This window comes from Cyclobacteriaceae bacterium, from assembly GCA_030584025.1.
Taxonomy (GTDB): domain Bacteria; phylum Bacteroidota; class Bacteroidia; order Cytophagales; family Cyclobacteriaceae; genus UBA2336.
The window spans coordinates 997,685-1,022,703 of record CP129487.1 but is presented as its reverse complement, the minus strand read 5'-3'; the positions used below and the strand labels follow the sequence as shown (position 1 = coordinate 1,022,703).

At 44.2% G+C, this 25,019-nt stretch carries 23 protein-coding genes; 11 read left to right on the top strand and 12 right to left on the bottom strand.

Features of this window, described 5'->3' with window-relative positions:
• Positions 1-45 precede the first annotated feature (45 nt).
• The 6 genes from QY309_05010 to QY309_04985 form a co-directional block, all read right to left on the bottom strand.
• On the bottom strand, positions 46-1,521 hold the full coding sequence (locus QY309_05010; protein ID WKZ60841.1) for a TolC family protein: 1,476 nt from the start codon (positions 1,519-1,521) through the stop codon (positions 46-48).
• Positions 1,514-2,878, bottom strand: a complete 1,365-nt coding sequence (locus tag QY309_05005) for an ABC transporter permease (protein WKZ60840.1) — start codon at positions 2,876-2,878, stop codon at positions 1,514-1,516. Before QY309_05005 ends, QY309_05010 begins: the two co-directional genes overlap by 8 nt.
• 24 nt (positions 2,879-2,902) lie before the next feature.
• Positions 2,903-4,315 (bottom strand): efflux RND transporter periplasmic adaptor subunit, encoded by a 1,413-nt coding sequence (locus QY309_05000; protein ID WKZ60839.1) that lies wholly within the window; start codon positions 4,313-4,315, stop codon positions 2,903-2,905.
• Positions 4,316-4,421: 106 nt separating this feature from the next.
• Positions 4,422-5,609, bottom strand: a complete 1,188-nt coding sequence (locus tag QY309_04995; GenBank protein WKZ60838.1) for a hypothetical protein — start codon at positions 5,607-5,609, stop codon at positions 4,422-4,424.
• A gap of 12 nt (positions 5,610-5,621) precedes the next feature.
• Positions 5,622-6,473 (bottom strand): hypothetical protein, encoded by an 852-nt coding sequence (locus QY309_04990; GenBank protein ID WKZ60837.1) that lies wholly within the window; start codon positions 6,471-6,473, stop codon positions 5,622-5,624.
• Positions 6,463-7,095, bottom strand: coding sequence for an RNA polymerase sigma factor (locus tag QY309_04985; protein WKZ60836.1), 633 nt, complete (start codon positions 7,093-7,095; stop codon positions 6,463-6,465). Before QY309_04985 ends, QY309_04990 begins: the two co-directional genes overlap by 11 nt.
• A 117-nt stretch (positions 7,096-7,212) precedes the next feature.
• On the opposite strand from QY309_04985, the gene QY309_04980 reads away from it, so the two are divergent.
• From QY309_04980 to QY309_04965, 4 genes are all read left to right on the top strand, one after another.
• Positions 7,213-7,980: a class I SAM-dependent methyltransferase gene (locus QY309_04980; protein WKZ60835.1), complete on the top strand. Its 768-nt coding sequence runs from the start codon at positions 7,213-7,215 to the stop codon at positions 7,978-7,980.
• On the top strand, positions 7,980-8,633 hold the full coding sequence (locus QY309_04975; GenBank protein ID WKZ60834.1) for an HAD family phosphatase: 654 nt from the start codon (positions 7,980-7,982) through the stop codon (positions 8,631-8,633). The genes QY309_04980 and QY309_04975 overlap by 1 nt, the downstream gene beginning before the upstream one ends.
• Positions 8,634-8,701: 68 nt before the next feature.
• Complete coding sequence (locus tag QY309_04970) at positions 8,702-8,926, top strand: DUF433 domain-containing protein (GenBank protein WKZ60833.1); 225 nt, start codon at positions 8,702-8,704, stop codon at positions 8,924-8,926.
• A gap of 3 nt (positions 8,927-8,929) precedes the next feature.
• Positions 8,930-9,277: a DUF5615 family PIN-like protein gene (locus QY309_04965; protein WKZ60832.1), complete on the top strand. Its 348-nt coding sequence runs from the start codon at positions 8,930-8,932 to the stop codon at positions 9,275-9,277.
• Between the two features lie 86 nt (positions 9,278-9,363).
• On the opposite strand, the gene mdh is transcribed toward QY309_04965, so the two are convergent.
• Both mdh and tilS read right to left on the bottom strand, forming a co-directional pair.
• Positions 9,364-10,293 carry a malate dehydrogenase gene (gene mdh, locus QY309_04960; GenBank protein ID WKZ60831.1) on the bottom strand — a complete coding sequence of 310 codons (930 nt, stop codon included), beginning with the start codon at positions 10,291-10,293 and terminating at the stop codon, positions 9,364-9,366.
• A 119-nt stretch (positions 10,294-10,412) separates the two neighbouring features.
• Complete coding sequence (gene tilS / locus QY309_04955) at positions 10,413-11,741, bottom strand: tRNA lysidine(34) synthetase TilS (GenBank protein ID WKZ60830.1); 1,329 nt, start codon at positions 11,739-11,741, stop codon at positions 10,413-10,415.
• A 69-nt stretch (positions 11,742-11,810) separates the two neighbouring features.
• Here tilS and QY309_04950 point away from each other — a divergent pair, with 69 nt between their 5' ends.
• The 7 genes from QY309_04950 to recN all read left to right on the top strand — a co-directional run bounded on the left by QY309_04950 (position 11,811) and on the right by recN (position 19,183).
• Positions 11,811-13,349 (top strand): OstA-like protein, encoded by a 1,539-nt coding sequence (locus QY309_04950; protein ID WKZ60829.1) that lies wholly within the window; start codon positions 11,811-11,813, stop codon positions 13,347-13,349.
• A gap of 87 nt (positions 13,350-13,436) precedes the next feature.
• Positions 13,437-14,141 carry a T9SS type A sorting domain-containing protein gene (locus QY309_04945; protein WKZ60828.1) on the top strand — a complete coding sequence of 235 codons (705 nt, stop codon included), beginning with the start codon at positions 13,437-13,439 and terminating at the stop codon, positions 14,139-14,141.
• A 78-nt stretch (positions 14,142-14,219) separates the two neighbouring features.
• Positions 14,220-15,032, top strand: coding sequence for an outer membrane protein assembly factor BamD (gene bamD, locus QY309_04940; protein ID WKZ60827.1), 813 nt, complete (start codon positions 14,220-14,222; stop codon positions 15,030-15,032).
• Between the two features lie 2 nt (positions 15,033-15,034).
• Positions 15,035-15,355 (top strand): DNA-directed RNA polymerase subunit omega, encoded by a 321-nt coding sequence (locus QY309_04935; GenBank protein ID WKZ60826.1) that lies wholly within the window; start codon positions 15,035-15,037, stop codon positions 15,353-15,355.
• Between the two features lie 11 nt (positions 15,356-15,366).
• Positions 15,367-16,569 carry a bifunctional phosphopantothenoylcysteine decarboxylase/phosphopantothenate--cysteine ligase CoaBC gene (coaBC, locus tag QY309_04930; protein ID WKZ60825.1) on the top strand — a complete coding sequence of 401 codons (1,203 nt, stop codon included), beginning with the start codon at positions 15,367-15,369 and terminating at the stop codon, positions 16,567-16,569.
• Positions 16,562-17,467, top strand: coding sequence for a DUF4835 family protein (locus QY309_04925; GenBank protein ID WKZ60824.1), 906 nt, complete (start codon positions 16,562-16,564; stop codon positions 17,465-17,467). The genes coaBC and QY309_04925 overlap by 8 nt, the downstream gene beginning before the upstream one ends.
• Before the next feature lie 63 nt (positions 17,468-17,530).
• Positions 17,531-19,183 carry a DNA repair protein RecN gene (gene recN / locus QY309_04920; GenBank protein WKZ60823.1) on the top strand — a complete coding sequence of 551 codons (1,653 nt, stop codon included), beginning with the start codon at positions 17,531-17,533 and terminating at the stop codon, positions 19,181-19,183.
• Between the two features lie 4 nt (positions 19,184-19,187).
• Here recN and QY309_04915 read toward each other — a convergent pair whose 3' ends face one another.
• The 4 genes from QY309_04915 to QY309_04900 all read right to left on the bottom strand — a co-directional run bounded on the left by QY309_04915 (position 19,188) and on the right by QY309_04900 (position 24,964).
• Positions 19,188-21,098: an ATP-dependent DNA helicase RecQ gene (locus QY309_04915; protein WKZ60822.1), complete on the bottom strand. Its 1,911-nt coding sequence runs from the start codon at positions 21,096-21,098 to the stop codon at positions 19,188-19,190.
• Positions 21,099-21,169: 71 nt separating this feature from the next.
• Positions 21,170-22,027 carry an ABC transporter substrate-binding protein gene (locus QY309_04910; protein ID WKZ60821.1) on the bottom strand — a complete coding sequence of 286 codons (858 nt, stop codon included), beginning with the start codon at positions 22,025-22,027 and terminating at the stop codon, positions 21,170-21,172.
• 95 nt (positions 22,028-22,122) lie between these two features.
• The gene (locus QY309_04905) at positions 22,123-22,896 is read right to left on the bottom strand and encodes an enoyl-CoA hydratase-related protein (GenBank protein ID WKZ60820.1); all 774 of its coding nucleotides are present in this window, start codon (positions 22,894-22,896) and stop codon (positions 22,123-22,125) included.
• Between the two features lie 4 nt (positions 22,897-22,900).
• Positions 22,901-24,964, bottom strand: coding sequence for a ComEC/Rec2 family competence protein (locus QY309_04900; GenBank protein WKZ60819.1), 2,064 nt, complete (start codon positions 24,962-24,964; stop codon positions 22,901-22,903).
• Between the last annotated feature and the right edge of the window lie 55 nt (positions 24,965-25,019).

Here is a 25,019-nt window from a genome sequence, read left to right as displayed (position 1 = left end):
AAAGCCGTGATTCCTTGTCTTGATGACGATGTAATAACTAATTTACTATTCCTCAGGCGTATACAACAACCTGCGGTTGGAGAAATCGTAAAGCGTTAGCCTGCGCAGGTCGTAATAGGCTGTCCAGTATGCGCGGAGGGCGCCCACGTAACTACGTTTGGCTGCATCCTTCTCCATCAACGCATTATTTAGATTAGTAATATCTAGCTTCCCAATAAGGTATCTGTTTTGAGAAACCACATAACGCTCTAAGCCTACCTCATCAGATTTTTTGGTGATCTCAATTTGACTCAATAAAACTTCAAATTGCCTAACTAATGTAATAATTTCCTGCTCAAAGTTCACTTCATCCTGAGCGATGACATAATCGTTTAATTTCTTGTTCGCGATAGCAGTTTGCATACGCGCCTGGTTCCGTCCCCAATCAATTACCGGAACATTAAGCGTTAACCCAAAGGTTTGCTGCTGGGTGGGGTCCTGATAAATATCGGATAATGCAAACCCATTATTATTCAAACCAAAAGCAGCTGTCAGGTTCGTTTGAAAACGTTGGCCCCGCGCCTGTGCCACTTCGCGTTCGGCTTCAATCTTCCTTCTTTCAAAAGCAATGAAATCAGCCCGATTCTGCTTAGCCAATTGTAATGCCTCATCAACCGTTACAAACAAAGGGGGAATGGTTTCCGGTAACACCAATTCAAACTCTTCATTATCGCGTAAGCCGAGGTAGCTTCTCATCTGTAACCGCGCTATCTGCAAATTAATCTTAGCTTGTGTTACATCCTGGCGCGAACGCAGCAACTGCAATTCAGCCTGTAACAATTTATCCTTTGGTGTGGTGCCAATGTTATAACGCCCTTCCTCTATCTTGTAAATCGTATCATTATTGGCAAGGTTAAATTCAGCAATCTGCAAATTGATCTGTGCATCCAGTACATTGAAGAATCTATTTACAGCCTCCGCAGAAATAGATTCCATTTCCTCAACGTAACTCCTTTTGGATTCTTCATAGCGCAGGGGTTCAGTGCGCCTGTCCCATCGCAACTGATTAAAAGCAAAAATGGGTTGATTCAATTGGATGTTCATCACGGTTCCACCCCACTGCTCAGCAAAAATCGGATCGGAAGGATTATAATTTCGAAACAACTGAAGGCTTGAGTTCACAGAAACAGTTCCTCCTGTAAATGAAATTGGCTGCACCAATCCCAGGTTAAGGTTGTTATTGGATTGCTCAATCGGAGTGTACCGGAACGAACCATCTTGCTGTGGCGCCTGACTAACGCTTTTTGAATATGCAGGCACCGTACCATTTAACCGCAATTGCGGATTATAATTCGATCTGAAAAACCGATACTGCCAATAGCGGTTTTCCTTTCGGGTTTCGGCTTGCTTGGAAAGTGGCGATTGTGATTTGGCCAGCTCAATCACATCCATGAGTCCGTATTGTTTCTGCTGAGCATCTGCTTCTACACACGCGAACAAGCTTATCCACGCAAACAAAAAAAGTGATCGGATTTTATTCATAACGTAACGATGTAATGGGATCCTGTAGTGCAGCTTTACGCGCAGGGGCAATTCCGAAAATCAACCCTACCGTTGCGGCAACACCAAAAGATAAGATGATGGAAGTAAAACTGATTACCGTGGGAATATTCGCAAACGAAGAAACCAACACAGCCAAGGTAATGCCCAAGGCCACGCCAATTATTCCTCCGCTGATGCTGATCATCACGGCTTCAAACAAAAACTGTTGAATAATATCTGTTTTCTGTGCGCCAATCGCGAGGCGCAATCCAATTTCCTTAATGCGCTCCAGCACGGAGGCCAGCATAATGTTCATAATACCAATACCGCCTACCAATAAGGAAATACCGGCAATGGCACCCAGTACATAATTAAAAATATCGTTGGTGCGCTGTTGTTGCTTGAGTAGTAATTCAGGGATTTCAATTTCATAATCGACTACACCGTAGTGTTTACGCTCCAGTAAGCGAGAAAGAATTTCAGCTGTAGGAGTAAGCGATGTAGTTTCCCCTACCTGGATCACCAGGCGATCTAGTTGATGGTAGTTAACTGCCGGGCCGGTATCTTCATCTCCACCACCATCACCGGTTATGATAATGATCCTTCCTCTGCTAAAATTCTGCATTGGGTTTAGCGTATTTTGGGTAATCATATCGCGGTTCTTGTAGCGAATGAGTACCGTTTGCAGGGGCGTATACACATCCATGTTAAAATCACGGATACCCAGTTTGGCAATACTGCTCTCCGAAACGTAACGCTCCTTCATTACCCCGATAATCGTAAGCCAGTTGGGACCAACCTTTATGGACTTTCCGATTGGGTTTTCAGCTGGAAAAAATTTTGACCGGATTGAGTTACCGATAATGCAAACCGGTGCACCAATTTTCAAATGCTCATCGGTAAACATGGAGCCCTCAGAAAGTTCGAAATTATAGATCTCAAAATAAGCCGGCTCAACGCCCACCAATTTTGCCGATCTGCGAATACCACTTTTAATGATGGTTGACTCCAGAATGATTTCGGGGCTGAGCTTCGTGATGCCTGGAATGGTATTTTGAATACTCTCCAGGTCGCGCACAGTAAGGCCAGGTGAAAATTTCTTTTTCTCTTTCTCTGCCGATGCCTCTTCAATCTTGGTTTCCTCCTGCTCCACGATGGGCTTAACCACAATGTTATTAACCCCTACCAATTTGATTTGATCCAGGATTTCCTGTTGCGCTCCATTGCCAATCGCCAGCATGGCAATAACCGCAGCCACTCCGAAAATAATACCCAGCGCAGTGAGCAACGACCGCAGCTTGTTGGCGATTACCGCGTCAATGGCGATGTAGAGGTTGGCAAAAATTCGTTCCTTCATGATATATAAATAGAGAAGGTAAAGTTATTGTCCGGCTGGCTTCGTGCCTCCCTGTTTTCTTCCTTCTCTGCGAGGTCCGCCCTGCTGCGGTTGACCATTGGTTGATATCTTCACTACCTCACCATTTGGAAGGGTGATGGTCTGCTCTTCCGGCTGAAGGTTTTGTTCAGGCTCCGGTTTCTTGCGCTTTCCATTCATCTCTGGCAACAAGCGGATATCACCATCGGTATTTGAAGGCAGTGATAGATACAGCCGTTCGCCTTCTGTTAATCCAGCCAGAATAACCGCATCATTTGCATTGGTTTCACCCAACATCACTTCCTGCTTGGTACCATTGCTCTTAAATACATAAGAAATGGAATCGGCATGGCTATGCAAACACTCCAGCGGAACATATAGCGCACTGTCCATCACCAATGTGATGATTTTATTACTGGTCGTCATGGCCGGGCGCAAGGAAGGATCGGTGCCCGCAATCTCCACATCTACCTGAAATACTTTAGCATCGCTGTTGGGCCGTTGTTCACCCACATTAGCCACATTTATAACCTGACCAAACAATTTTTTATCGGGATAGGCATCCAAACCAATCTCCACACGCTGACCGCGTTTCACCTTGCGCACATCCACTTCATTTACATATGTCTTCGACATCATGGTGGTAAGATCTGGCAACGTGGCTACAACGGGATCCCAGGTACTGATTTGCGAGCCAGACTTTATAGGTTTTCCATCCCAACCCTTTCGGTAAATAACCATACCGGGTTCAGGCGCTGAAATATCAAACGTTGAAATAAGTTGCATCATGCCATTATGTTCACCTTGCACTTTGCGCAGTTCAGCATTTACCGTACGCATCTTTTCAATGTTCTGCCGCTTTTTAATTTTATAATTCTCAAGCGCCTGGTCTAATGCGCGTTGTGCTTTTTCGAGGTTGATTTCATTTTGCTTGATAGTAGCCGGTGGCTCAAACTTGGATTGCTCCAGTACAATTTTCATTTCCTCCACATTGTAGCGCAGGTTAATCAACTCATCGCGCGACTGGCGCATTTGAAGCGTAGTATCAAGCTGTGTTTGCACAAAAGCAGCCTGCGCCTTTTCCAACTCTATCTCTTTGTCTTTAATGCGTCCTTGAAATTCCGAACGATCAAGCGTAGCAATCCACTCGCCTTTTTTAACTACAGTTCCCTCAGTAATTATATTCTGAATGGTGAGGTTATTAACCCGGTACTCACGCAACTGCGTGGGGGCCTGGATTTTCACTGAGTTTTTAGCCTCCAATTCGCCAGTGGTTTCAATCTCAACCTTAAAGGTGCCGCGCTTTACCGTGGCAAAAACATCAACACCATCCGCTTTCTGATTTCCTTTTACGATAAACCAGGTGATCAGAATAACAACAACTACGCCTGATCCGATAATGAGGTTTCTTTTATTCATAACGGTTTACTTAGTGTACAAAAATAATCGGGTGGCTTTGGTAAATAAAACCACCCGAATAAGATGAGGCCCTGTGGTGTAATTACTCAGGCACTCAGCGAAAGTTTCACTGCGCCTGACCTTTTTTTACTGAAATTTTGCCAATGGCTGCTTCTTTTGTCACTTTACCCGAAGCGTAATCCTTCAACACATTGCCTTTCACCGATAATTCGAGCGAAGAAGGAATTCCGCAGCCCTCGCATTTGGTTAATTTAACGTTAAAGATAAGCGATTCATTGTCTCCCAAACTCTTTACGGTACGGCCATATTCCACTATATTTTCCTTGATATCCTTTTCAAAAGCCGGATATAGCTCTTTTACCTTCTTATCGCGCGCTTCCTGATCTACTTCACTCAATTGAGCGGTGGGCATATTGAACAGGCGTGAGTTTGGCAATTGGTTGCTGCTGTAAACCCGCATGTAATACACGGCCCCAAAATCCTTCAAACGTTCATAGTATATGCCCTCATCGGTGAAGAAGGTGTTGGAAAGATCGGAACGATACAAGCGGTTGAAAATACTCGATAAAAGCTCGAGGTCTGGCTCCACTGCATCAACGGATTCCGTATTGACTACATTAATTTTTTTCAGCGCCTGCTCACGTGTAAGCTTGCCTTGTTTGTGTGCAGTAATGTCACCTTTTGTAATCTCAACCGACAGGTGTGAACGCTTGGGTGATGTAAAGAACTGGTTTACCCAGATGCGTGGTTGATCGCCACGGTTGGTGATTACAATTTTTTCAGTTGGACTAAGTTGACTGATTAAATCGCCATAATCCACTAGAAAATCTTTTGCAGCTGAAATAAGTTTTTCATTATAAACCTGGCGAATGCTATCCGGATTAATTTCTGTTTCCCGTGCTGTCTTGGCTTTTAAGCGAACGCGCTCCAACTCCTCCTTTGCCTTTTGTTGGGCTTCCCGATCCTCACGCGTAGTGACCGAGTAGGTATAACCTCGCGGCATTTCATCTACCCAAACCACATCACCACCCATGCCTGACATGTTAAAAGCTATGGGTGTGGTGAAGTCGGCCGGGAAACGAAACGTTACGCCAAAACCTTCCTGGTAGCTGCCTTCCACATTAAAGCCAAAAAACATGCGTTGCTGATCGAATTGTTGCCGAACCAGGGTCTTCAGAATATTCTCCGCTACTTCAATATCGCGCTCCATGCGCGCTTCGTCTATCTTTTGTGCCCAAGCAGGCGAGGCCATCAGCACAAGTCCACTCATCAAAATGCCTATTATCGTTTTCATCTTAGTTAAATATTAATTTTTAGTTACCAATGAATTTGTGTTATCCACCGAGCTAATGATGCTGGTCAAAATCTGTTCGGTTTCATGTTTGAATAAATCTGTGTTTTGTTCAATCGAGTTAAGTCGTGCCTGAAGCACTTGTAAATCGTTGCGGTGCTGTTGCTCCAGGTATTTGGCGAAATCAATCAAGAGTTCTTCCATATACTTGCGCTGATCCGTTGAGTTCAGGGTGAGGTAATCTTTGATCATCGAAGCATTTTCAGCCTGTAGGGTTAAAGCAAACTGCTGGATCTGATCTTCAGAGGCAGCAGACACGCGCTGTACAAGCTTATTGAAATCAGCATCTGAACGACTGGCCAGGTTTGTCCGGATGGATTGATCAAGTTTTTTCTGCGTCTCAGTCCATTGCGCTTGTAATTGATCATTGTTTCGTGTAAGCGATTGGTCAATCATTTCCTGAACAGCATAAGCCGATAAACCAGGTTGAACCGTTTCCGTTACCGGTAGTTCTTTTGGTTCACCAAAACGAATGGTAAAAGTATTATCCGTATACGATGCATTGAGCCCGGTGAGTTTACCAACCAAAAGAATGAGTGTTAGTGAAGCAGCGATACCCATTAACGAACGACCAAAAGGCGTATTCCAGAAGTACCGGGTTTTGTGATCATCAAACACAATCGGTGGGGCAATCACTTCCTTGTCGGGAATGTTGGTTAATGTTTTTCTTACAAAAGCCAATGATTCCACGTCTTTCAACGCTTCCGGATGTTCCGCCAGGTAGCGCTCCACTTGTCGTTTTTCTTCGCCCTGCAACTCGCCATACAGGTAGCTGATCAACAGGGCTTCATCAGGTCTATAGTTCATAACTCACTGTTTCTTTCGTAATGTTTCTCTTTTCTAAAATCCGCTTCAATGCATCAAGTCCGTAGTACATTCTTGACTTCACTGTGTTCTCCGAGATATTCAACGCTTCAGCTATCTCGCGAAACTTCAACCCTTCATACTCTTTCATAATCACCACTTCGCGTTGCTCCTCGCTTAATTCCTTCAGGCACTGTTGTAGCAAATCGGCCAGCTCCTGTTGCTGATAATGCTTCTCCGGATTATCATTTCTTCGTCCTGTCCTTTCCCAACCGGGCGAGTCTTCCGCCTCCACGTTCACCACCGCATCAAACGATACCGCCTTGGCGCCTTTAATCTTTCTGGCTTCTTCGCGGCAACTGTTCACGGCAATCTTGTACAGCCAGCTTTTAAATCGCCCCACATCCTGCAAGGCTTCAATATTCCGACACATAGAAATAAAAGCCTTCTGCGAAGCCTCCATGGCCAGGTCATGGTCGAGAAAAAACTTAAAACAATAATTATAAATACGCTTGTACCACACCTGTACCAGCCTGCCTTGGGCATTCTTATCCCCTTGTCGGGCGCGCTCGATCAGGGTATCCGAATGCATCAGGGCCATGTCCTGTAAAGTTTCTGCATGCATGTAACTACGTTTTTTGACTGGCTTTAGGCTGTTACTGTATATAGGATGATCGGAAAGTTAAAAAAGTTTTAAACAGGCCATGCCTTAAAAGAGGCAAGGGCTATCTTTGCCCGCTTTATGAAACGACTAATTTCGTTCCTGATCCGTTATGTGCCCAGAAAATACCTGCAACGGGTAACTGGTTTAGGGCAAAGGGTATTTAGTTTGGCCTATGCCGGTAAAAACGTCATGTGCCCGGTGTGCGAAAAAAGTTTTAGAAAATTTTTGCCTTACGGCCGAATCCATCCAAGAGAAAATGCACTATGCCCGAACTGCCTGGCGCTTGAACGCCACCGGTTGTTGTGGCTGTATCTGAAAGAAAAAACCGATTTCTTCTCAGGTCAAAAAGCAGTACTACACATCGCTCCGGAAGTATGCTTCATGAAGCATTTTGAAAAACTGCATGGCGATCAATACATCACAGCTGATATTGAATCACCACTCGCCAAAGTGAAAATGGACATTCACCATATGCCGTTTGAAGACGATCGGTTTGATGTAGTGCTTTGCAATCATGTTTTGGAACACGTACAGGATGATCGGCAAGCGCTAAAGGAAATTTACCGTGTATTAAAACCGGGTGGTTTTGCCATTCTGCAAATTCCTTTTTTTGAACCGGTGCCAGATATAACGTTTGAAGATAATTCCATAACCGATCCAAAAGAACGAGAAAAAATTTTTGGGCAGGATGATCACGTTCGCAAGTACGGTAAGGATTATGTCGACCGGATTAATCAGTCGGGATTAAAAGCTGTTGCCGATACTTTCGTTGACGAGTTGATGCCGGAAACCCGGAACCGGTTTAAGCTGCCGGAACATGAATTGATCTATAAAGCCGTAAAATAATGTCGTTACCCTTTGCCGTTGTATTTGATATGGATGGTGTGATTGTGGACACCAACCCCACGCATAAAATTGCCATTCAACAATTTTGTGCGCGGTACGGATTTAATCTTACCGAAGAAGAGTTACGCACCAAAGTTTACGGCCGCACCAACCGCGATTGGATCACCAACCTGTTTGGTAAACTGACTGAAGAGCAGCTTGAGGCTTATGCGTTTGAGAAGGAACAACTCTTCCGCGAATTGTATGCACCCATTATTAAGCCGGTAAAGGGACTTGTTACATTTCTTGAACTGTTGAAAACAAATAACATTCCCCGTTCAATCGCTACATCAGCCCCACGCGCCAATGTCGACTTCATTTTAAGCGCCACCGGCATCGGGCACTACTTTGATCTTATTCTGGATGAAAGCATGGTGAGTCGCGGCAAACCCAATCCGGAGATTTACCTCAAATCCGCAAAAGCGCTAAACCTGCCAAATGCACAATGCATTGTGATTGAAGATTCATTATCCGGGGTTGCTGCTGCGAAAGCCTCGGGCTCAAAGGTGATCGGGATTACTACAACGCATAGTGAAGAGGAACTGAACAATACTGATCTGACAATACGTGATTTCGATGACCTGAGCATAGATCAGCTTATGAAGTTGATCTGAAGGGTTAGAATTTGACGCCTTCCAAAAAAGGAAATTAGTATACAAATCTGTATCTTTGATACAATCATATGAAATGGAGAGATCATATATCATCTGACCCAGACATCATGTTTGGGAAAACGGTCATCAAGGGTACCAGAATACCGGTGGAGTTAATACTTGAAAAGTTAGCGTCAGCCTACTCAATTGATGAGTTATTGAAAGCCTACCCCCGGATAACCCCACAAGACATTCAAGCTTGTCTTCTTTACGCAGCCGAAAGCACCAAACATGAGAAAACGCTTGCTGTTTAATGCATGAAACAACCCATTATTGCTGACGAGAGTGTTGATTACAGAATCGTTACTGAATTAAGAAATAATAAATTTGAAGTCTATTCAATATCCGAACAACAACCATCAATTCAAGACGAACTAGTGCTAAAAATTGCCTGTGATAATAACGCTCTTCTACTAACTGAAGACAAGGATTTTGGTGAACTGGTTTTTCGCTTTAAGCTTCCCCATAGAGGAATTTTGCTTATCAGAATAGAAAACCCACAAGAAAAAATTCCTACTGTAGTCAGGATGATCAAAAGATATTATAGTGAACTAATAGATAAATTTTCCGTACTCACGGATAGCAAACTCAGGATTAAGGATTGACTTTCCTATATTCAATCATTTTATAATGACATTAAAAAAAGCCGGATTGACCCGGCTCTTTTTATTCACACTATCAAATCTGTAATCTATCCCAACTTATCCAACACGTCCATCACTTCGCGTACAGCCTTGCGACTGGCTTCGAGTAATGCTTTCTCGCCTGTGTTCAGATCAAGCTCAATAATCTTTTCAATACCATTCTTACCCAACACAACCGGAACACCGAGGTAGCAGTCTTTTATTCCATACTCGCCATCTAACTGCACACACACCGGGAATACCCTGCGCTGGTCACGAACAATGGCTTCAACCATTTGCGCTGCCGCAGAACCTGGAGCATACCACGCAGATGTACCCATAAGTTTCACCAACTCACCTCCGCCCACTTTGGTTCTTTCTAAAATCGCGTTCAGTTTATCAGCATCAATCAACTCCGTTACCGGAATACCCGCTACGGTTGTATAGCGTGGAAGCGGCACCATGGTATCACCATGTCCTCCCATCAGCATCGCCTGAATATCTTTAGGCGAAACATTCAAGGCCTCAGCTAAAAACGCACGGTAACGGGCTGTATCCAAAATACCTGCCATACCAAACACTTTCGTGCGTGGAAGTTTTGAAGTCAGGTGCGCCTGGTAAGTCATTACATCCAGCGGATTGGATACCACAATGATGATGGCATCAGGCGAATGCTTGATAATATTTTCAGTAACTGATTTTACAATTCCGGCATTGGTTCCGATAAGGTCATCGCGGCTCATGCCCGGCTTGCGTGGCAAACCTGAGGTGATCACCACCACATCCGATCCGGCAGTTTTTGAATAATCATTGGTTGAGCCAATGGTACGGGAGTCGTACAAATCGATTGGGGCCTTTTGCCAGATGTCAAGCGCTTTACCTTCGGAAATACCTTCCTTAATATCGACCAATACAATTTCATTGGCGATTTCCCGGTATGCGAGAACATCGGCACAGGTTGCGCCCACATTACCGGCACCCACTACAGTTACTTTCATACAATAATCACGTTTAAGTTGTTGAAATTCATTTCGTTGCTTTTACCCGAGAATGGGGTTGCTGAAAAGCGTGGCAATTTATCAATCGGAGAACCAAAGAAAAAGGATAATCAGGCAAATTATGGAGATACTGCAAGCCGTAACACATGACGGGTTTTATCGGTGAGTTTAAACCGGTCGTCAATCCGGTGGCCCACAACCCAAACGATCTCTCCGGCCGATAGTAAAACCGTCACCCGACTCTTATCTGCCCGGTTGACCTTCTCATCAACCAATAGGTTGCTTACCTTTTTTCGACTGTTCATACCTAACGGGAAAAATGAATCCCCAGCCAGCCATTGACGCCATTGTAACGGAAATGCTATCGTATCCGCATCCACCAGGGCAATGTGCTTACCTGAACTTTTTGATAATTGACCCCTGGCGTCTTCAACCGAAATGCGTTCAAGTTTTAGGCTCCATGAACCTAGTTGTGCATCGTGTTGATCGTGTTGAATCACCACCTCGTTCCATTTTGGTGCGGTGTGTGAAAGAATTAACGCATCCCGATCGACAATCAACTCATATCCGGCTCCTTCAAATTTTTTACCCGGTTGTCCGTTCAGCGCTTCCACCACGTGTTCACATACATCAAAATGAAACCCCAGGTGGTGAATTAAATGCCATAACAGAGACGCCTTGTTTGTGTACGTGTTGAAAGCATGTTTGGGAATTACCAGATTATGTCCTTTATAGGTAATGAACTCATTCTTCCAACGACTAAAATTTTCCTCTGCCAATTCCCGCGATCCGGCTTGTTTTCTCCAGCCGCGAAGTATGGTCTGCTCCAAGGAAGGATTTATTTCTTTCAACAAGGGCAAAACCCGGTGACGGATGAAGTTGCGTTCGTAATCCGTTGTAGCGTTACTTAAATCTTCCCGCCATGAAATTCTGTGCAGACTTGCATATTGTTCCAACTCCGCTCGCGTGGCAAACAATACAGGGCGAATAACTTTCCTGTTTTTTACTGGAATTCCTGAAACTAACAGACTTCCCTTTACCCAATTCAGCAAGGAAGTTTCAATGGCATCGTTGGCATGATGTGCCGTTGCCACAAAGTTGTACCCTTCACTATTCAACAATTCGTCAAACCACTCATAGCGCAAATCACGGGCGGCCATTTGAGTTGAAATGCCCCGCTCATCTGCAAAGGCTTTGGTATTAAAGCGGGTAATAAAAAAGGGAACTTGCAACGCCTCCGCTTTCTCCCGAACAAAGCGCTCATCTTCATCCGAATCGTTACCCCTAAGTTGGAAATTACAATGCGCTACGCCAAGATTGAATCCTGCCTTCACAAATAAATCCAGCATGACCATCGAATCCAACCCACCACTTACTGCAAGCAGTACCCGATCTTGCTTAGAACAGAGCTTATGCTTATCAATATGGTTCAGAAATTGCTGTAACACAGGCCAAAGATACAATTCGTGCTCATGTGCCTTCCTGCAATGCTTAAGTTTTTGGTTAATTTTGGCGCCATGCGTTTTGTACTCCTCATCCTTTTATTGGTACCGTTCGGTTTTACCCTGGCACAAAGTCGGGTAACACTCAAGCAGGCCGACCAGTTAAAAGGTGGCGTTAAAGATGGTGAACGTTTCGATCGGGTAATCGGCAACGTAATCTTCGAGCAAAGTAAAACCACCATTTATTGCGACTCTGCTCATTTTTTCCGGGCCAAAAATACAGTGGAAGCTTTTGGCCGGGTTCGTATTATTGAAGGCGACTCCGTAACCATAACGTCCAACAAAGCCGATTACGATGGTAACTCCCGTGTTGCGCGACTACGCAACAACGTAGTGTTCACCAAGCTGGCACAAGCAACGTTATACACAGATTACCTCGACTTCGATCGAATAAAAAATGAAGCCTATTATTTCAATGGTGGAAAGTTGGTGGATAGCATCAACACACTTACCAGTAACAAAGGGTATTACCAGGTTAATACCAACATGGCCTCTTTCAAACGAAATGTGAATGTGGTGAATCCGGATTATACCATGAAGTCGGATTCATTGCAATACAACTCTGCTTCTAAGGTCATCTACTTTCGAACGGAAACAACCGTAATCGATAAAGATGGGAGCACATTTGTATATGAAGGTGGTGAATACGATACCAGAAGCCAACAGTCCGACATTAAACAAGGACAAGCAGAATCGCCATCGTATACCTTAACCGGAAAAAAAATCAAACTGGACGATCTGCGAAAATTCTATACCGTAAGTGGAGATGTGGTGATGACGCACAAAGAAGAAAATCTTACCATCTACGGTGATGATGCTACCCTTGATAAACAAAAGGGAATTGCCAAGGTGTACAACAATGCGTGGTTGGCTCAGGTTACCGAAGAAGGCGATACGCTTTTTCTTTCGGCTGATACATTAGTGTCAATCGACAGTCAGGACCCGACTAAAAAAAGATTGCTTGCCTACCATAACGTTAAAATTTTCAAAAGCGACCTGCAAGGGATAGCCGATTCGCTCGAATACCGGCAGGCAGATTCCATGATGTTCTTCTACAAAGCTCCTGCCTTATGGACCTCCGGTAACCAAATGACAGCCGACACGATCACGATGTTGATCGAAAATAAAACCATTAGTAAAATATTCATGTCCAGCAATTCATTTGTCATCTCAACTGATACCATAAAAAATTTCAACCAGATTAAAGGCCGGAAAATGATTGCCTTTTTCCGTGATAAAAAACTGCATCAGGTGAATGTGGATGGAAATGGGGAGAGCATTTACTTCGCCCTGGAAGACGAAACCAACCTGCTCATGGGAATGAATAAAATTATCTGCAGCAATATTGTCATTCGTTTTAAAGATGCCCGCGTTAACAACCTGAGTTTCTACACCAACCCGGAGGCGGATTTTATTCCACCACACGAACTCCAGAAAGATGACATGCTGCTACCGGGATTTGAATGGAAAATCGACACCCGCCCAACCCGCACGGATGTTGTCAAGCAGAAAAAGGAGTCCGAACTGCCCGCGCCCCAACGTACCCGGTTTTAAATTATTGTTACTTCTTTCAAAATTTTAGGGTTATAGCTATGAAATGCCCTAAAAAATGCTAAATTTTGAGGAACTTCATAGAAGTTTATGAAGAAGACTCTACTCTTGGCATGTTCACTTTTAATCGCATCGCTCCTTCAGGCGCAAAGTTTTGAGGTCAGGGAGGTTGCGGACAACCACAAAGGTTTCATCGGAGATCAGATCAAAGCCCCGTTGTTCATTAAAAACACAACTCAAAAAACCCTTGTTTTGCTTATCCGCAGGGCCGATTCGCAAATTGGTAGCACACAAAAAACACTATTTTGTAAGGATGCTGATTGCCAGGAAAGCAGCACCAACGAAATTACCATACGGCTTGAGCCTGGCCAAACCCTGGAAAATTTTTCTATTGGTCTTGAGGCCGGTCTTGTTCCGGGTGTGAGTTCTGTAAAATACACCCTGATCAATCGCGCTAATCCTATTGATTATCAGGAAGTTGATCTACATTTCAGTGTGGAAGAAAAACCGGCTAAAAATGATATGTACTCCTCCCGGTTTATTACCGTGCACGATGTTTATCCTAATCCGGTTTCGGATTATGCCCACATTGAGTACCGGTTATTGAATGATCAGGTTAAAGCCAAGCTAATCATACACAACATCCTGGGAAGCGCCCTTTCTGAATACCCCCTTCCCTACCATGAAAACCGGGTAAAAATCAGAGCAGAAGAATTTACCCCCGGCATTTATTTCTACACCCTGTATCTCGATAATGAAGGTGTGATGACGCGCAAACTCATCGTAAGGCGCTAATTTTAGCCCGCCAACGTATCTGAACCCACCAAATCTTCGTTTTACTCATTTCAGTTGATGTGCTATATTTGCGGGCTTATGCGGATACCAAAAACCGGATTAACGATTTTAATAACCTTGCTCATTGCAGCGGGGTGCAGCAAATTCAGGAAAATCGAGAAAAACCCCGATTGGCGTGTGAAATACGAGGCTGCCCTGCGCTATTACGATAAGAAAGACTACTATCGTGCTTCCGTGCTCATTGAACAGGTTATGCCCATTATCAGGGGGTTACCGGAAGCAGAAAAGGCACAGTTTTATCTGGCCTACTGTCAGTTCCATGAAAGGCTTTACTTGTTGGCTTCTGAGCAATTCAGAACGTTTTATGAAACGTATGGCCGAAGCGCATTGGCTGAAGAAGCACGTTACATGTACGCATATTCACTCTTTAAATCTTCACCCGGATCAAACCTGGATCAAACCGGCAGCATTGAGGCTATGGCTTCTATGCAGGAGTTTCTAAACCGTTATCCGAATAGTAAGTTTCGTGATCAGGCATTGGATGTTATCTATACTACACAAGACAGACTTGACGAAAAAGGATTTGAAAATGCCCGTCAATACTACCGGATGCGACAGTATAAGGCAGCCATTGTAGCCTTAAAAAACTTTCAAAATAATTTCCCTGACTCCAAGCACCTGGAAGAAGCACGTTACCTGGTTATTGAAGCGCAATACAAACTGGCTGAACAAAGCATTTATTCAAAACAGCGTGAACGGTATCAGGAAGTGGTAGACACGTATCTTGAATTTTTAGATCGGTACCCGTCCAGCGCATTTCTTAAAGAGGCAGAAAAAATGTATGCCGACAGTCTTGAAAAACTCAGTAAATTCAAAAATATAAATTCATAATTATGGCTATCCAATCATCTATTGTTACCCGCGACCTGGAACAACTGGCTAAACCCACCGGAAATATTTACGAATCGGTAGTGGTTATTTCCAAGCGCGCGAAACAAATTGCAGTGAATATCAAGGAAGAACTGAACAGCAAACTGGCTGAGTTCGCCACTACCGTTGATAACCTGGAAGAAGTATTCGAAAACCGTGAGCAAATAGAAATTTCACGTTTCTATGAGCGCATGCCTAAGCCAACTTCTACGGCTACAGAAGAATTTCTGGAAGGCAAGTTGAACTACCGCCTGCGCGAAGAAGAGAACGCTGCTGAAAATTAATTCTATCCGGCATGCTGCACGGAAAAAAAATACTGGTAGGGGTAACCGGCAGCATAGCCGCTTATAAAAGCGCTTTTCTCGTACGACTGCTTGTAAAAGCAGGAGCAGAAGTAAAAGTTGTCATGACTCCTGCTTCGCATGAATTCATAACTCCTTTAACGCTCTCAACATTATCCAAAAATCCTGCGTTATCTGAATTTGTCAGAAATAACAGCGGAGAGTGGAACAACCACGTTGAACTTGGCCTTTGGGCTGATGCGATGGTTATCGCGCCTGCAAGTGCCAACACCATCAGTAAAATGGCTCACGGTACCTGCGACAATTTATTGCTTGCCGTGTACCTGTCAGCCCGATGTCCGGTAATGGTGGCTCCTGCCATGGATCTGGATATGCTTCAACATTCTTCTACAAAAGAAAACCTGACAGCTCTTACTCGCTTTGGTAATCACATTATTGAACCCAATCATGGCGAACTGGCCAGCGGTTTGGTAGGCACAGGTCGAATGGCCGAACCTGAAGAAATCCTGGAATACATCGACCAGTTTTTAAAAAAAAATAAACCGCTTTCGGGTAAGACTGCATTGGTAACTGCTGGCCCTACGCATGAAGCGATTGACCCGGTGCGTTTTATTGGCAACCACTCCACCGGAAAGATGGGGTATGCCATAGCCGAGGAGTTGGCTAAGCAAGGCGCAACCGTTCATCTGGTTTCCGGCCCAACATCCTTGCATACGATTCACCCCGCCATTCACGTTAAGAAGGTGATGTCGGCAGAAGAGATGTATTTGGCTTGTCAGGAAATCTTTCCTAAGACGGATGTTTCCGTGTTGGCTGCAGCCGTTGCAGACTACAAACCCCTTGTCAGAGCCGATCAAAAAATTAAAAAGAAAGACGAAACGCTTTCGCTTGAGCTGACCAAGACACATGACATTGCAGCCTCACTCGGTAAACAAAAAGTAAACGGACAACTCATTGTAGGTTTTGCCCTGGAAACTGAAAATGAAAAATCCAATGCACTGGGTAAACTGGAATCCAAGAATTTTGATTTGATCGTTTTGAATTCCTTAAACGATGAGGGAGCCGGTTTTGGCCACGATACCAATAAAATCACCATCCTCGATCGCCATCAAAAGGCCACCTCATACGAACTGAAAAGCAAAAAAGAACTGGCTAAAGATATTGTTCAGGCAATCCGCGAAAAACTTCATGCGTAGCTTCTTATTTCTGTCTGTACTGTTGATCGGGCTTGCTGCATCAAACGCAGTGGCACAGGAATTAAACTGCATTGTTACCATAAACATTGGCCCCAAAGTGCAAACCACCGACCGTACGGTGTTTACGGATATGAAAAATGCTTTCCAGCAATTTCTGAACACCCGCAAATGGACCAATGACAACTACCTGCCGCATGAAAAAATTAATTGCAGCATTCTGATCAACATAAACGACATGCCGGCTATTGGAATTTTCAGTGCATCTGTACAGGTGCAGGCTGCCCGACCGGTTTACAACACCAACTACAACAGCCTGATTTTCAATTTTGCTGACCGCGATTGGGAATTTGATTACCTCGAATCGCAACCGCTGGAATTCAACGACAATACCTTTACCTCAAACATCACCTCGCTGCTTGCCTTTTATGCCTACGTTATTTTAGGCATGGATTACGACACCTTTAGCGAACTGGGTGGTACACCGCATTTTCAAAAAGCTCTACAGGTTGTGAACAATGCACAATCCAGCAATCGCCCGGGTTGGCAATCTGTTGGCAGCATTCGTAACCGGTATTGGCTAATCGAAAATATTATCAATACCCAATTTACCGATATCCGCAAAGCATCATACAGCTATCACAGGCTTGGCCTTGATACCTTTGACAAAGATGCCGATGCGAGCCGCGAGGTCATTTTAAAAGGCCTGATGGACATTAAAAAAGCCCGGGACATAAACCCGAACGCCATTTTGATTATCGCCTTTTTCGATGCCAAAGGACGTGAACTCGCCAACATTTATTCCGAAGGCGAACTCCCCGTTCGCAGGGAGGTGTATGACCTGATTACCACAATGGATCCCTCCAACCGGTCGAGCTACGAGAAAATTATAAAGAATTAGCCGGCCCAATTCTTTGTGGTGCCGTAGGCATTCATCCTGTATATTTCGAAAAATTAGTTCCCGTTGCTTAAGCACCTGACGATAAAAAACTATGCGCTCATCCGGCACCTGGAAATGGAGCCCTCGGGTCACCTGAACGTAATTACTGGCGAAACCGGTGCGGGTAAATCCATTATGCTCGGAGCCTTAGGTTTACTCATGGGCAACCGGGCCGACACCAAAGTGTTGTGGGATGAACAGGAGAAATGCATTACGGAAGGTATTTTCCTCATCAAGCCGTACAACCTGAAATCATTTTTCAAAGCGGAAGATCTTGATTACGATAATCAAACCGTCATCCGAAGAGAGATCAGCCCAAGTGGAAAATCGCGAGCATTTATAAACGATACACCGGTTACGTTGGATGTGCTGCGGAAACTTGGCGCACTGCTTATGGACGTTCATTCCCAGCACGAAACGCTGATGCTGGGCGATAAGAATTTTCAACTAAAGCTTGTTGATGCGTATGCGGGCAATCAAAGTCTGCTGGAGCAATACCAGGAAGCATGGCAACAATTCGTTCAATCAAAAAAGGAATACGAATTGCTTCAGTTGAAAGCTGAATCATTAAGGCAGGAATCAGACTTCATCAACTTTCAATTGGATGAATTGGTGAAAGCTAGTTTTGAACCCGGTGAACAAGAGAAATTAGAAAGCGAATTGAAAATCATGGAGCATGCCGAGGATATAAAAAGTCGGTTTAATGCCATATTGGATTTGCTTTCCCGATCGGAATATACTGCACAACAAGCGCTAACAGAAGCACGCAATCAATTACAGGCGGTTGCTGATTATTCCAAAGCTTACGAAACGCTGGCTGATCGATTGCAGAGTAACATTATTGAGTTGGATGACATCCTGAACGAAATCGAAACAGCTGAAGTCGCAGTTGAATTTGATCCGCAACGCGCTGAAGCAGCCAAAGATCGTATTGACTTATTGTATCGCTTACTTAAAAAGCACCGGGTAAACTCAATTGATGAACTGCTAACGCTCCAGGAAGAGTTCCAACAAAAAGCCAACCTGACGGCTAACCTTGATGATGAGCTTGCAAAAGCAAAGGCCGACCTTGATCAGAAAACAAAACAGATGCAGGCGCTTGCAGAAAAATTAAGCAAGGCGAGAACCAAGATATTCGAGTCGTTATGCAAAGAGATCACACATTTGTTAAACGAAGTGGGTATTCCACAAGCATCCCTGCGAATTGAACACGCCAGAACTACCCCGACTAATTATGGAGCAGACAGCCTCGATTTGCTGTTTAGTGCCAACAAGGGAATAGCGCCCCGGCCGTTAGGTGATGTTGCATCGGGTGGCGAGTTTTCGCGCTTGATGTTTTGCATAAAATATGTGATGGCTGAAAAAACGGAGATGCCCACCTTGGTATTGGATGAAATCGACACCGGTGTCTCGGGTGAGATTGCCATTAAGCTGGGCAAGCTGATGAAAGCGATGGCTAAAAAGCATCAATTGATAACCATCAGTCACCTGCCACAAATAGCCGCGAAGGCCGATACCCATTACTTTGTTTTTAAAGATAACTCTTCGAAAAAAACAATCAGTTCCATTAAGCGCTTATCCGAACAGGAACGCGTAGAAGAGATCGCCAAAATGATTGGCGGAGAAAAGCCTTCAAAAGTAGCAGTAGAAAATGCCCGTGAATTACTGGTGAACTGATTTATTATGGTTTGATCCGCAATTTCCAAACCTCATCGTACTCAATTCTTCCTTCATCCACCAGTTCGCGGATAACATCTACAAACAACTCGACATCACGTGGATTGATTTTTTGCTCCAGCTCTTCACTGGTCATGGCTGCGTTCGATAGTAAATTCAGTATCTCCTGATGAATTTCCCCTGCCTCTTCCCGGTTTTCCTTTTTTCGGTTTGCGATACACACATCACACAAGCCGCATGTTTCCCAACTGTGTTCATCAAAATATTCCAGTATGCGCTGCATCCGGCATCGGTGATTGGTTGAAGCATAATCCACCATAGCCTGCATCTTTTCTTCAGCCAGTTTTTTGCGGGCAGCCAGCCGCGCACGATCTACCGGTAAACGATCGGCATCCTGACGGGGAAGGATGTACGTAATTTGCGGGTTATCAATAACCGGTTGATACGTGACCACCTGAAGCTCATCTAAATGCTTTAGCAAACCTTTAACTTCAGAAATATCAACCTTCAAACCTGTGGCCAATTGAGCTTCTGATATTTTTATAAAATCCGTAAACAACTGCGCGCCATACAAGCGCAACAGCATTTTAATTACCGAATCAAATTTTTCGTTGGCAACCTGAAATTCATACAAGGCACCCCGATCCATTTGAATATGCAGTTGCGTAGGACTGTAAAAGCTTTCATTAAATTGAACCAATCCTTCTTCTTCCAGTTTCTTCAAGGCACCATAGACCTCCGCCACATGAAAACCGTATCGCTCGCAGAAATCATGCAATTCGAAATCAAAACTCTCACCCACTCCACTTCCTTCAGCCAGTTGAAAATAGTTCGCCAGTGCCTGGTAAACAGTTTTGAGCACCGGAATTTCCGGATGGGATAACTTTACTTTTGTTTTTAGTGATTCAACATCGGAATCGTGATAGAGAATAACGGCATAAGCCCGTAAGCCATCGCGCCCGGCACGGCCTGCTTCCTGGTAATACGATTCCAGGTTTTCGGGTAAGTCCATATGCACCACCACCCGAACGTCTGACTTATCAATGCCCATACCGAATGCATTGGTGGCCACCATCACCCGAAACCTTCCCTTCAACCAATCATCCTGATGCTCCGTGCGCTGCTGAAAATGCAACCCGGCATGATACGGCAAAGCTGTAATGTTTTTTTGGTTCAGCAGATTTGCCAATTCGACTGTTGCCTTACGCGACCGCACATACACAATAGCAGGGCCCTTTACCTTTTGTAATATCTCCAATAATTTCTTCTCCTTATTTTCCGATTTGCGGACAACAAAGGAAATGTTCTCGCGGGCAAAGGTTCGCTGAAAAACTCCGTGAGCTTTTCGGAAACGAAGCTTTTCCATGATATCGGTTTTAACCAATTGTGTGGCGGTTGCCGTCAATGCAATTACCGGAATATCGCCAACCAAATCGCGCAGTGCGGCAATCTCCAGGTAAGGCGGCCGGAAATCATACCCCCATTGCGAAATACAGTGTGCTTCGTCTACCACCAACAACGCTACCTTCATTTGCGATACACGCGCAATGAAAATTTCTGTTTTCAACCGCTCAGGTGAAACGTACAGAAACTTTACTGAACCATGAATACAATTATCAAGTGCTGTATCAATCTGGCCGCGTGGCATCCCGGAATGAAGTGCCACCGCTTGTATGCCTCTCTTCTTCAATCCCTCAACCTGATCTTTCATCAAGGCTATGAGTGGTGACACCACAATACACAACCCATCCAGCAACATGGCCGGTACCTGAAAGCAAACCGACTTACCACCGCCTGTTGGCAACAATGCCAGGGTATCCTGTCCTTTGAGTACGGAAGCAATAATCTCTTCCTGCATCGGACGAAAGACGGTGTGCTTCCAATAGCGCTTTAATATGGAGAGGGGTGTATCCAAACTTTATAAAGATATAAAAAAGAAAACGGGCCAAAGCCCGTTTTTCATGTCACAAAATATTTCAGTACCTGTTACTTATTTGCCGATTGCAGGAGTTTCACACCCGTTTCACCCAGGTGTTTGGTGAGGATATTTTTATAGGGGGTTGAATTTGTATACCCACCGTTTGCTTTGAAAAACTCTTCAAGCAATGGAGTCCAGTCGCTGTTCGTAGGCATAATAAAACCAAATTGCTCCGCTGCCATGTCGCCAACAGGATGACGCTTAACCGATTTCCGTTCGCTTACCGCTTTCAGGTAAAAGGCAAGGTCGAGATAAGAAAATGCATTGGGATCAGAAAATACTTTCTCATATACATCAGGACTGGTATCTAGTGTAACAACCTTCATTGCGGGGAAGTGCTTCTTTTTTAATTCAAGAATTCGTTTTTCATTCAGCGTACCCTTTGCAGTGTATGCTGTAAGCTTTGAGAACGTAGTGGAAATATCTTCCAGTTTATTTAAGGTAGCCACGTTGTTTTGTGTGATCAGGATAGCAAAGTTGGTTATAAATGGCGGGCTGAACTTTACTTCCCTTTTTCGTTCATCGGTTATCGTAATGTTTCCCAACCCAAAAACACCACCGGTAGAAGCCTTTACCTTATCGTACATGCCCCTGAAATTACTTCCATCACCAACATACTTGGTTTGAAGCTTAACGCCTTTCGTTTTATTAACCCAATTCACAAACTCGTTGGTAATATCCACACAAATACCCGTAAGTTTTCCGTTGTTATCCTTGTACACAAAACTGGGAGTCTCTACATACGCGAGGGAAATGGTTCCCTGCCCATTTGCTTTTACCTGCGCCCATGAATCCCCCACATACCCTTGAGCCAGTACCAGCTCCGATGCCAATAGAAGCATCACCAAAACCCATGTCTTTTTCATAGTCAAATCGATTAGTGTTAACCGATTTACAAAATAGTTTCAGGAAATAGGGGAATGGAGTAAGATCAATGTACTATTTACCGGCACATTGAAAATTACCAGATGATTTTCTCCTTATTGAGAAAGGCTTCGATGCCGCGTTTACAATCATTGGTGCCACGCGCATGGGCATTGGATTCGGCCGCGTGTTGTAAGGCTTGCGTTAAAGTCATACCCTGAACTTCTGCTATCAGCTTTTTGGTGAGCTTCATGCTATCAGCCGAATTGGAAGCGATCAATCGCGAAGCAAAATCATTCACTTCAACTTCTAGTTTATCAGCTGCTACCACGCGGTTTATCAAACCAATTGCCAGAGCGCGATCTGCGGCAATCAACTCACCACCTAATAACAATTCACGTGCTGCACCTTCACCAAGCTTACGTAACAAGAACACGGAAACCAAGGCCGGAATAAATCCAATCCGCACTTCCGTGTATCCAAACTTGGCTTCAGGCACGGCAAACACCCAATCGCAAATACTGGCTAATCCACAGCCACCAGCCAAGGCATGACCCTGAACCTGTGCGATCACTACCTTTGGGTGCGTATAGATATTCACAAACAGCTCCTTTAATTGATTGGAGTCGGCCAGGTTTTCTTCAAACGAAAAATTTTGCAGTTGTTGAAGGTAGGCCAGGTCAGCTCCGGCACAAAACGCTTCTCCTGAAGCATTCAGCAAAATCACTTTAACCTGATCGTCTTTTGCCGCCCGATCAAAAGCCTGCTTTAACCCTTCAACCATTTCCGGGCTCAAGGCGTTTCGCTTATCCGGTCGGTTCAGGGTTATTCTGCCGATTCGCTCCTTTACAGTATATTCAACCATGTTCATAACATTACAATTTTATGGAAAAGGCTCCGTGTTGTAAAACGGAATGCACCGGAAGTTGAAGTTGCATCGCTTCTTTCATCAACCGGTTTACGTTGTAATATACGTTACTGCTGTCAATGATTATCTGTTTATAATTGATAGTATTTAGCTGCGTCAATGACCTTACACTATTATAACTGATAATCACATAATCGATTTTAAGATTATCTGGCAAAGAAAAATCCGGTGATGTAAGTTGAAGAAAAGTCTTTCCTTTCCAGGAATATAGTCGACCACCGGGAATATCCTGAACAAAAGCTGATTCGTTGTAATGAATCCGCTCAATACCGCTGATTAACCGGTTTGGACGAATATGAAACCGCATGCGATCGGCATTGGTTACCAGTAATGAATCGGCAAACAAAAAAGATTTTCCCCGATCCATCCATTCCATAGCATGATGACCAGCCACACTATACACAACAAATTTTTCCTGATTGATTTCCTGTTGGTAGTGAACCCATTGAGTCAACCCAAACAACAATGCACAAGCAGATACACCCATCAAATAAATATACTTTCGATACTGAAACAGCAGCAAAGCGAACAGCACGATCCCGACAATCAACCAACTTTGAGCGGTGGTGATGTAAATGTTGTTGATCAGGCTGTAGGGCCATCGTTCAACAGCAAAAACCAGGTAATTCAATAATCCTAAAATACCTTCCAGCAATTGTCCGATCCAGCTTGCTACAACATCCAACGGACTTACCATCAACAAAACAACCCCCATAAGAAGCGAAATGAAAGCTCCCGGAATTACAAACAGATTCGAAACCAAAAAATACACTGGAAACTGATGGAAGTATAACAGACCCAATGAAAACGTTGCCAACTGTGCGGCAAAAGAAACGCAGGTTACCTGCCACACCTTATCCAGCAATCCGTTATTAGGTTCCCACAGTTGGGCGAGTTTAGGTTGAACGTATACAATACCGATTACCGCCAGAAAAGAAAGCTGAAACCCGACAGACATGATCAGGTAAGGTTCATACACCAGCAAAGCAAAGGCTGCGACAGCCAACGTATTGTAAATATTTGTGCTGTAATTTAATGGTCGTGATAAGGCAATAACCGTAAACATGGTAACGGCACGCAAAACAGAGGGCGAAAGGCCCGTAACAAATGCATAAGCCCACAACGCCAAAATACTGATCACGGCCAGCATCCATTTTCCATACCTCCACTGCTTTAAAGGTTTCAGAAAAAGCATGAGAATAAAATAGATAATCCCCACATGCAGTCCGGATACTGCGAGTACATGCATAGCCCCTGATGAAGCGTAGGCCTGAACCAATTCATTATCCAAACCATCTTTAACACCCAGTATCAGAGCAGATGCAACAGCTCGCTCCTGATTCCCATGAATGTGTTTCTCCAATACGCTTTCAGCCCAACGTCTTGCCGTTAAGGCATAGGCCATTATAGCATGAGGCGGATCATTTTCAATCCAGTGCACCGACTCCTTTCGTAAGAATTGCTGATGATAAATTTTCTTGAATGTGAGAAAGCGTTTGTAATCAAACTCGCCCGGGTTGGCTGGCCCCTTTAACTCGTTAGGTGAACCCTGTATCAGCAAACGATCGCCATAGGAGAACGGAGTGGGGAAATCTTCTTTTGAAAAATACCAAAGCATCTTTCCGGAAACCGGTTTCCAGTTCGCACTATCAAAAATATATTGAACATGCGCTTCAACCTTCCACGACTTGGTCTTCTCTTCTTCAAACCCCGCCACAACGGCTATGTATTGCTTGATTACCTTTTCATGCAAAAAATGATCTGCCCTTCTTGATTCGGTATGTAATAATGTGTTGCTGTAACCGGCAAAGAGTACTGCCATCAAACCCAACACGCCAGGATTGATTTTATATTTAAAACGAGAAAGTATCAGAAACCCGGTCACACATCCGATAAAAAGAAACCAGGCCACTTTATCAGGAATCAGATCAGGCTGATAAATGCCCAATACAATACCTGCAATGAAGAAAAAAACGATCCGTACAAATGTGTAGGGCGTCCAATAAAACATGTAGGGAAAATAGCGAAAAGGCGATAGAATTCAAGGCAAGGATCAATTCAGACTA

Excerpts from the sequence above, each read along its gene's own strand:
- QY309_05010 (WKZ60841.1), bottom strand. The coding sequence starts at position 1,521 with ATGAATAAAATCCGATCACTTTTTTTGTTTGCGTGGATAAGCTTGTTC.
- QY309_05005 (WKZ60840.1), bottom strand. The coding sequence starts at position 2,878 with ATGAAGGAACGAATTTTTGCCAACCTCTACATCGCCATTGACGCGGTA.
- QY309_05000 (WKZ60839.1), bottom strand. The coding sequence starts at position 4,315 with ATGAATAAAAGAAACCTCATTATCGGATCAGGCGTAGTTGTTGTTATT.
- QY309_04995 (WKZ60838.1), bottom strand. The coding sequence starts at position 5,609 with ATGAAAACGATAATAGGCATTTTGATGAGTGGACTTGTGCTGATGGCC.
- QY309_04990 (WKZ60837.1), bottom strand. The coding sequence starts at position 6,473 with ATGAACTATAGACCTGATGAAGCCCTGTTGATCAGCTACCTGTATGGC.
- QY309_04985 (WKZ60836.1), bottom strand. The coding sequence starts at position 7,095 with ATGCATGCAGAAACTTTACAGGACATGGCCCTGATGCATTCGGATACC.
- QY309_04980 (WKZ60835.1), top strand. The coding sequence starts at position 7,213 with ATGAAACGACTAATTTCGTTCCTGATCCGTTATGTGCCCAGAAAATAC.
- QY309_04975 (WKZ60834.1), top strand. The coding sequence starts at position 7,980 with ATGTCGTTACCCTTTGCCGTTGTATTTGATATGGATGGTGTGATTGTG.
- QY309_04970 (WKZ60833.1), top strand. The coding sequence starts at position 8,702 with ATGAAATGGAGAGATCATATATCATCTGACCCAGACATCATGTTTGGG.
- QY309_04965 (WKZ60832.1), top strand. The coding sequence starts at position 8,930 with ATGAAACAACCCATTATTGCTGACGAGAGTGTTGATTACAGAATCGTT.
- mdh (WKZ60831.1), bottom strand. The coding sequence starts at position 10,293 with ATGAAAGTAACTGTAGTGGGTGCCGGTAATGTGGGCGCAACCTGTGCC.
- QY309_04950 (WKZ60829.1), top strand. The coding sequence starts at position 11,811 with ATGCGTTTTGTACTCCTCATCCTTTTATTGGTACCGTTCGGTTTTACC.
- QY309_04945 (WKZ60828.1), top strand. The coding sequence starts at position 13,437 with ATGAAGAAGACTCTACTCTTGGCATGTTCACTTTTAATCGCATCGCTC.
- bamD (WKZ60827.1), top strand. The coding sequence starts at position 14,220 with ATGCGGATACCAAAAACCGGATTAACGATTTTAATAACCTTGCTCATT.
- QY309_04935 (WKZ60826.1), top strand. The coding sequence starts at position 15,035 with ATGGCTATCCAATCATCTATTGTTACCCGCGACCTGGAACAACTGGCT.
- coaBC (WKZ60825.1), top strand. The coding sequence starts at position 15,367 with ATGCTGCACGGAAAAAAAATACTGGTAGGGGTAACCGGCAGCATAGCC.
- QY309_04925 (WKZ60824.1), top strand. The coding sequence starts at position 16,562 with ATGCGTAGCTTCTTATTTCTGTCTGTACTGTTGATCGGGCTTGCTGCA.
- QY309_04910 (WKZ60821.1), bottom strand. The coding sequence starts at position 22,027 with ATGAAAAAGACATGGGTTTTGGTGATGCTTCTATTGGCATCGGAGCTG.
- QY309_04905 (WKZ60820.1), bottom strand. The coding sequence starts at position 22,896 with ATGAACATGGTTGAATATACTGTAAAGGAGCGAATCGGCAGAATAACC.
- QY309_04900 (WKZ60819.1), bottom strand. The coding sequence starts at position 24,964 with ATGTTTTATTGGACGCCCTACACATTTGTACGGATCGTTTTTTTCTTC.